General features: G+C 64.1%; 5 protein-coding genes. All 5 read left to right on the top strand.

Features of this window, described 5'->3' with window-relative positions:
- Positions 1 to 636 precede the first annotated feature (636 nt).
- The 5 genes from ACVOLS_RS18035 (at position 637) to ACVOLS_RS18015 (ending at position 7,844) form a co-directional block, all read left to right on the top strand.
- Positions 637 to 3,096 carry a GH92 family glycosyl hydrolase gene (locus ACVOLS_RS18035; RefSeq protein WP_481546779.1) on the top strand — a complete coding sequence of 820 codons (2,460 nt, stop codon included), beginning with the start codon at positions 637 to 639 and terminating at the stop codon, positions 3,094 to 3,096.
- A 98-nt stretch (positions 3,097 to 3,194) separates the two neighbouring features.
- Positions 3,195 to 4,253, top strand: coding sequence for a LacI family DNA-binding transcriptional regulator (locus tag ACVOLS_RS18030; RefSeq protein WP_481546778.1), 1,059 nt, complete (start codon positions 3,195 to 3,197; stop codon positions 4,251 to 4,253).
- A gap of 43 nt (positions 4,254 to 4,296) precedes the next feature.
- Entirely contained in the window at positions 4,297 to 5,604 is a 1,308-nt protein-coding gene (gene fucP / locus ACVOLS_RS18025) for an L-fucose:H+ symporter permease (RefSeq protein ID WP_481546777.1), read from the top strand.
- A gap of 6 nt (positions 5,605 to 5,610) precedes the next feature.
- Positions 5,611 to 6,606 carry a carbohydrate kinase family protein gene (locus tag ACVOLS_RS18020; protein WP_481546776.1) on the top strand — a complete coding sequence of 332 codons (996 nt, stop codon included), beginning with the start codon at positions 5,611 to 5,613 and terminating at the stop codon, positions 6,604 to 6,606.
- Positions 6,603 to 7,844, top strand: a complete 1,242-nt coding sequence (locus tag ACVOLS_RS18015) for an AGE family epimerase/isomerase (RefSeq protein WP_481546775.1) — start codon at positions 6,603 to 6,605, stop codon at positions 7,842 to 7,844. Before ACVOLS_RS18020 ends, ACVOLS_RS18015 begins: the two co-directional genes overlap by 4 nt.
- The last annotated feature ends 15 nt before the right edge of the window (positions 7,845 to 7,859 follow it).

Raw genomic sequence — 7,859 nt, 5'->3', positions numbered from 1 at the left:
GAGTTGGGGTGAGGGCGGCTTTTGGGGCTTTACCGGTAAAGCCTCTGCCGAGCATGGCTCGGCACTACAGGCCCCTCTCCCGTTTACGGGAGAGGGGTTGGGGTGAGGGGCTTCTGGGGCTTTGCCGGTAAAGCCTCTGCCGAGCATGGCTCGGCACTACAGGCCCCTCTCCCGTTTACGGGAGAGGGGTTGGGGTGGGGGGCTTTTAGGGCTTTGCCGGGAACGCTCCTGCCGAGCATGGCTCGGCACTACAGGGGCGGGTTTTCGCTCCGATGTTGCGCCGCAGAATGCGTTGGGCGAAATGCTCATGCTTTACTTGGATCGATCTAAATTTTCGGCAACGTGCTTCCGGGGATGCAGGTGGGGCCGCGCAGGGCGGGCTTCAGCTTGCTGCAAACCACTGAAAACACTGCCGAGCAGCGTGTTCCACGGCCCAAAGTTTGTTGCTTTTGCCCCGCCAGTCGCCGTCGTGACGGCTGTCGGGGCAGCTGCAGGGGCCTACCCGTTTTGCTGATGCCTGGCATCTCTCCCCCATCCCGTTCCCGGATGGGCTGGACATCAGCGGCCCGGCTTGTCCGGGCCAACTTCTGCCACAGCTACACCGCCGCCGTACCGACCGACCCAAGGATCCAATGCATGAGCCGATCGCCATTCACCGCCCATTTCCGTCGCCGCCCGTTGGCAACGGCTGCCTGCCTGCTGGCGTTGAGTTTCGCGCCGTTGCTGCAGGCTGCGCCGTCGGCCGCGCTGGAGCGCGAGGTCAATACCTTCATCGGCAGCAAGGATGACGGCAATACCTTCCCGGGCGCGTCGGCACCGTTCGGTCTGATCCAGGTCAGCCCGATCGGCAGCCATTACTCCGGCTGGCGCTATGACGACGAGAAGATCCGCGGTTTTGGTCATTCCTTCATCTCCGGCGCAGGTTGCTGGGAGCAGGGCGGGCAGGTTTCGGTGCTGCCGGTGACCGGCAGCATCGGTCCGGGTGGTGACTTCGACACCAAGGACCCCAAACGCTTCGACCACAAGAACTACGCCTCGGCCTATAGCCACGATGGTGAAGTCGGTCAGGCCGGCTACTACAAAGTCCGGCTGACCGATTACCGTGGCATCGACGTGGAAACCACCGCGTTGACCCGCGCTGCCGCCGAGCGCTACACCTTCAGCGCAGGCGTCAGTGAAGGCCAGGTGCTGGTCAATGTTGCACAGGCCAACGAGCGCCATTCGGTGATCGGCAGCGTCATCGATGTGGTCGGCGACCGCGCGGTGGAAGGCAAGCTGGTCACCAAGAGCTTCTGCGGCGGCCACCAGTACACCACCTGGTTCCGTATCGAGTTCGATCGTCCGTTCAAGGCGCACGGCACCTGGGGCGAAGCAGGCGGCCTGCCTGGCGCGCGCCACAGCATGGAAGGTGAGGCCAAGCCCAACGGTGCGTGGCTGAGCTTTGACCTGGCCGATGGTCGCAGCGTCACCGCCACCAGCGCGATCTCGCACGTGGATGCCGAAGGTGCGCGCAACAACCTGCGCAGCGATGGCATGCAGGGCGGCAAGTTGTTGAGCTTTGATCGCATGCGCGCGCTGTCGCAAGCGCAGTGGCGCGAGCAGCTGGGCAGCGTCAAGGTCGAAGGTGCGAGTGCTGACGACCGCACCGTGCTGTACACCGCGCTGTACCACGCATTGCTGCAGCCGATGACCGGCAGCGATGCCGATGGTCGTTATCGCGGTTACGACGATGTCGTCCATCGTGCAGATGGTTGGACGTACTACGAGTATTTCTCGCTGTGGGATACGTACCGCACGCAGAACCAGTGGCTCGCGCTGACCCGCCCGGAAGTCGCGCGCGATATCGGCCGCAGCCTGCTCGCCATCAACGAACAGGGTGGCTGGTTGCCGCGCTGGGGCTATGCCAACTTCGAAACCAATGTGATGACCGGCGACCCGGTTACGCCGTTCATGGTTGACCTGTGGCGCTTTGGCGCGCTGAAGGGGCGTGAAGCGGAAGCCTGGGGCGCACTGCGCCGCAATGCATTCGAAGTGCCGCCGATCAATTCGCGTATGGCTGGCCGTTCCGGCAATGCCAGCTACCTCGCCAACGGCTACGTCGGCTATGACCGTGCCTTCCCGTCCAAGGGCATGGACGTTGATCCGCACCACGGCGGCTCGGCAACGCTGGAGTACGCATTGGCCGATTGCGCGCTGGCGCAGATGGCCGATGGCTTGGGTCACGCCAACGATGCAGCGACGCTGCGCACTCGCGGTGGCAACTGGCACAAGGTGTGGGATGCGGATGTGCGTGATGCCGAAACCGGCTTCACCGGCTTCCCGCGTCCGCGCGACGAGAACGGCAAGTGGTATACGCCGGCCGATGGCCACTACAGCCCGCGTTCGCAGCACGGCTTCCATGAAGGCACCGGTTGGCAGTACCAGTGGCTGGTCCAGCAGGACGTGCCCGGCATGCTGCAGGCCATGCATGGCCGCGAACAGGCCGGCAAGCGTCTGGATGCGTTCTTCGCTTACGACGCGCTGCTGCAGGAACCGCTCACCGCTGCGCGCAAGGAATGGGTGGTTGGCCCGTACAGCTATTACAACCAGTACCGCTACAACCCCAACAACGAGCCTGACCTGCATTCGCCGTGGATGTACACGTTGATCGGCCAGCCGTGGAAGACCGCTACCGTGGTCCGCGCCGCGCAGCAGTTGTTCACCAATGCGCCGAACGGCGTCACCGGCAATGATGACCTGGGCACGATGTCGGCCTGGTACCTGTTCAGTGCGCTGGGCCTGTACCCGGCAGTGCCGGGCAGCGGCCAGTTCCTGCTGCATGCGCCGCGCTACAGCAAGGCCGAGATCACCCTGGGCAATGGCCGCACGCTGCGCCTGCAGGCACCGGGCGCCGATCCGCGCGGCCTGCAGTACATCCAGAGCGTGCAGGTTGATGGCAAGCCGCAGCCGGCGGTGTGGCTTGATTGGCAGCGCCTGCAGCAGGGCGGCGATGTGCGCTTCACCCTCGGTGCGCAGGCACCGGAGCAGGGTTGGGGCACCGCACAGGCCGACCTGCCGGTGTCGTACTGCGCCACCCCGGGCAGCGCCCAGCTGTGAGCACGGGCAGCGCCAAGACCGGGAAGAAGGGCACGGGCAGCGCAAGCGCTGGCCGTGATCCTTTAGGCTTGGCGCATCCCGGAACCGCAGCGGAAATGATGAAAGACACTTCTACCGGCGCCAAGGGCGCACGCAAGACCGGCCAACGCGCGGTCACTGTCACCGACATCGCACAGGCGGTGGGCGTGTCGCGGGCGACCGTATCGCTGGTGCTGCGTGGCAGCCCTCTGGTCAATGTCGACACCCGCGCCAAGGTCGAGGCCGAGCTGCGCAAGCAGCGCTATGTGTACAACCGCACCGCTGCCAACCTGCGTCGTCGTACTTCATCGTCGATCGCACTGGTGATCAATGATCTGTCCAACCCGTTCTTCGCCGAGTTTGCTTCCGGCGTGGACGAGGCATTGGGTGGCAAGGGCTTCGTGACCCTGCTTGGCAGCACCGGCGAATCACCGCAGCGCCAGCAGGCGGTGTTGAGCACCTTGATGGAGCACACGCCGACCGGCTTCATCCTGTCGCCAGCCGAAGGCAGTGATGCCGAAGAACTGCGGCATGTGCTGGGCGCGCATGCCAACGTGCTGTTGTTCAACCGTGAGCTGGCAGGCGCGGACTGGGATTTCCTCACCCTCGACAACCAGCACGGCGCGTACATGGCAACCCGTCACCTGATCGAACGCGGTCATCGTGATATCGCGTTCTTTGGCGGGCACGGTGCATCCAGTTCCTGCGCGCAGCGTCGTTTGGGTTACCAGCAGGCATTGAGTGAAGCGGGCTTGCCTTTCCATGCAGACTGGTTGATCGAGTCCGCGCCCAATCGTCTGGAAGCGGCTGCACGTACCGGTGAATTGTTCGAATGCGCACAGCGACCCAGCGCGGCGGTCTGCTACAACGACACGGTTGCATTGGGCCTGATGCTGGGCCTGACCTCGCGTGGCATACGCCCGGGTGGTGACTTCGCCGTTACCGGGTTCGACGATATCTCCGAGGCTGCGGTCGCGGTGCCGCCGTTGACCACGTTGACTGCTGATCCGCGTGAGCGTGGTCGCCAGGCAGCAGCCTTGTTGCTGCAGCGCCTGGACAACCCCGATGCGGCACCGATGCGCACCGTCGCACCGGTGCAGCTGCGGATCCGCGAGAGCAGTGCAGCAAGGCCAAGTTGATTCCGTAGCCCCATCTCCCGATTACCGCATCCAGGCAGCCCACATGCACATACCAACATCGCCGTCATCTACATCAAGCCAGTTGGCGCCCGTGGTCAATACGCGCGTGGCCTTGGCGGTGGTGACCACCATCTTCTTCATGTGGGGCTTCCTGACCTGCCTCAATGACATCCTGATCCCGCACCTGAAGTCGGTGTTCCAGTTGAACTTCGCGCAGGCGATGCTGGTGCAGTTCACCTTCTTCGGTGCGTACTTCCTGATGTCCTTGCCAGCTGGCCGGCTGGTGGCGCGGGTGGGCTACAAGCAGGGCATCGTCATCGGCCTGGTGATCGCCGGCATCGGCGCGCTTGGCTTCTGGCCTGCAGCGGAGCTGCGCATCTATGGCGCGTTCCTGACGGCGCTGTTCGTTCTGGCCACGGGTATCACCGTGCTGCAGGTCGCGGCCAACCCTTATGTAGCGCTGCTTGGCCCGGAGCGCACCAGTTCCAGCCGATTGACGCTGGCGCAGGCGCTGAATTCGCTGGGCACCACGCTTGCACCGTTCTTCGGTGGCGTGCTGATCCTGTCCAATACCGTGCGTAGTCCGGAACAACTGGCGGTGATGCCGGAAGTCGAGCGCGCAGCCTACTTCGCCCATGAGGCACAGGCCGTGCAGGGCCCGTATCTGGGCCTGGGCATCTTCCTGTTCCTGCTGGCGGTATTCGTGTTCCTGTTCCGCCTGCCGGCGCTGACTGAAACCACAGAAGCGGCCGACACCAGCAGCCATAGTTGGGGCGACGTGCTGCGTCACCGCCATCTGGTATTTGGCGTGCTGGGCATTTTCTTCTACGTAGGTGCCGAGGTTGCCATCGGCAGCCTGATGGTCAATTACTTCTCGCTGCCGGAAATTGGTGGCATCAGCGAGGCACAGGCTTCGCACTACCTGATGGCGTACTGGTTCCTGGCGATGGTGGGCCGTTTCGCGGGTTCTGCGTTGATGGTCAAGCTGTCGCCGCGCAAGCTGCTGGCAACGTTCGCCGCCGTCAACATGGCGCTGCTGGCCATCACCATGACCAGCACCGGTGCGGTGGCGATGTACAGCCTGATCGCGATCGGCCTGTTCAACTCGATCATGTTCCCGACCATTTTCGCGCTGAGCATCGAGCGCTTGGGGCCGCTCACCAGCAAGGCCTCCAGCCTGCTGATCATGGCCATCGTGGGCGGCGCCATCGTGCCGTACCTGCAAGGTGTGCTGGCTGACCGCATCGGCCTGCATCACTCCTTCATCCTGCCGTTGCTGTGCTACGGCTACATCATTTTCTACGGGCTGGTCGGTTCGCGCACCAGCACCGGTGTTACCCAACAGGACTAAGGCCAGATGGGCAAGATTGTTTGTTTCGGCGAGATTTTGATCGATCTATTAGCGCAGCCACCGGCCTCGGTGGACACCCCGCGCGCCTTCCTGCAGTACGCAGGCGGTGCCCCCGCCAACGTCGCAGTGGCGGCCGCGCGGTTGGGTGCCAGCAGCCATTTCGCCGGCATGCTGGGCCGCGATATGTTTGGTGACTTCCTGCTGGAGAGCCTGCAGCAGGCCGGGGTCGAGACCGACTGCATCGTGCGTACCGATGCAGCCAAAACTGCATTGGCGTTTGTCGCCCTCGACGCGCATGGCGAGCGCAGCTTCAGCTTCTACCGGCCGCCGGCGGCTGACCTGTTGTTCCGCGCCGAACACTACCTGTCCGCCTGCTTCGACGACACTGCCTGCTTCCACGTCTGCTCCAACAGCCTGACCGAAGCGGAGATTGCCGTGGCGACGTTTGCAGGCATGGAGCGCGCGCGCGCTGCTGGCGCGGTGGTCAGCCTGGATCTGAATCTGCGCCCGGCGCTGTGGCCAGCTGATGTCGATCCTTCGCCGCGCCTGTGGCAGGCCTTGGAACGCGCCGACCTGATCAAGCTCTCGCGTGAAGAGCTCGATTACCTGGCCGCGCCGTTGGGCGCCGATGGTGATGCGCAGGTACTGCGTCGTCTATTGGCGGCGCAGGCCCGCTGGGTGATCGTCACCGACGGGGCGGGCACGTTGCGCTGGTATACCCGCCATGGCGAGGGCGAGGTGCCGAGCTTCCGTGTGCAGGCCGTGGATACCACCGCTGCCGGCGACGCCTTTGTCGGCGGTGTGCTGGTTGGTCTGGTCGAGCGCGGTGGTGCAGGCGCTGGTTTTGCGGCGTTCTGCCAGACCCCGAATGCAATCAATGGCACGCTGCGCTTCGCTGCTGCGGTAGGTGCCCTGGCGGTAACCCGCAAGGGCGCGTTCGCGGCAATGCCTGCCTTGAGTGAAGTACAGCAGCTGCTGCAGCAACAGGAAGCCATCGCATGACCGCCACGCCCGATTTCCGCTCCCCGGCCTTCCTGCGCGCGCACATCGCCGACACGATGGCCTTCTACCATCCGCATTGCATCGATGCGGATGGTGGCTTCTTCCACTACTACCGCGACGACGGCAGCATCTACGATCGCAGCCATCGCCATCTGGTCAGCAGCACCCGCTTCGTCTTCAACTATGCGATGGCCTACCGCGAGTATGGCAACGCCGAGTACCTGGATGCGGTGAAGCACGGCGTGCGCTACCTGCGTGACGTGCACCGCAATCCGGCCACCGGCGATTATGCCTGGACCCTGCGCGACGGCAAGGTCGAGGACGACATGAACCACTGCTACGGCGTGGCCTTCGTGCTGCTGGCTTACAGCTGCGCGTTGAAGGCCGGCATCGAGCAGGGCCGCGAGTGGATGGACGAGACCTGGCAGCTGCTGGAACGCCACTTCTGGGAGCCGCAGCACGGCCTGTACCGCGACGAAGCCGACGCCAACTGGAACTTCACCGGCTATCGCGGCCAGAACGCCAACATGCATATGTGCGAAGCCATGCTGGCGGCGTTCGAGGCCAGCGGCGAGCAGCGCTATCTGCAGCGCGCTCTGCAGCTGGCCGACAACATGACCCGTCGGCAAGCAGCGAAGGCCGGCGGTCTGGTCTGGGAGCACTACGACATCGATTGGAACATCGATTGGAACTACAACCTGGACAACCCCAAGCATCTGTTCCGGCCATGGGGTTTCCAACCCGGCCACCAGACCGAATGGGCCAAGTTGCTGATGATCCTCGATCGCCACGTCGATGCCGATTGGCTGGTGCCGACCGCGCGGCACCTGTTCGATACCTCGATGACGCGCTCGTGGGATGAAGCGCGCGGTGGCCTGTATTACGGCTTTGCACCGGAGTCGCGCCGTCAGTCCAACATGGACGGCGCAGCGATTGGTGGCGACAGTTTCGTCTGCGACGACGACAAGTATTTCTGGGTGCAGGCCGAGTCGCTTGCAGCCGCCGCGCTGCTGGCCAAGCGCACCGGCGATGCCGGCTATTGGGAGTGGTACGACCGACTTTGGGCGTACTCGTGGCAGTACTTCGTCGATCATCGTTATGGCGCTTGGTTCCGCATCCTCGACGCCGACAACGGCAAGTACGACGACGAGAAGAGCCCGGCCGGCAAGACCGACTACCACACCATGGGTGCCTGCCACGAAGTGTTGAACGTGGTGCGCGAACAGCAGCCGGGCTGAGGCCCGGCAACGTCA

This window comes from Stenotrophomonas sp. STEN038 (assembly GCF_056759895.1).
This window is presented reverse-complemented; position numbering and strand designations above follow the sequence as displayed.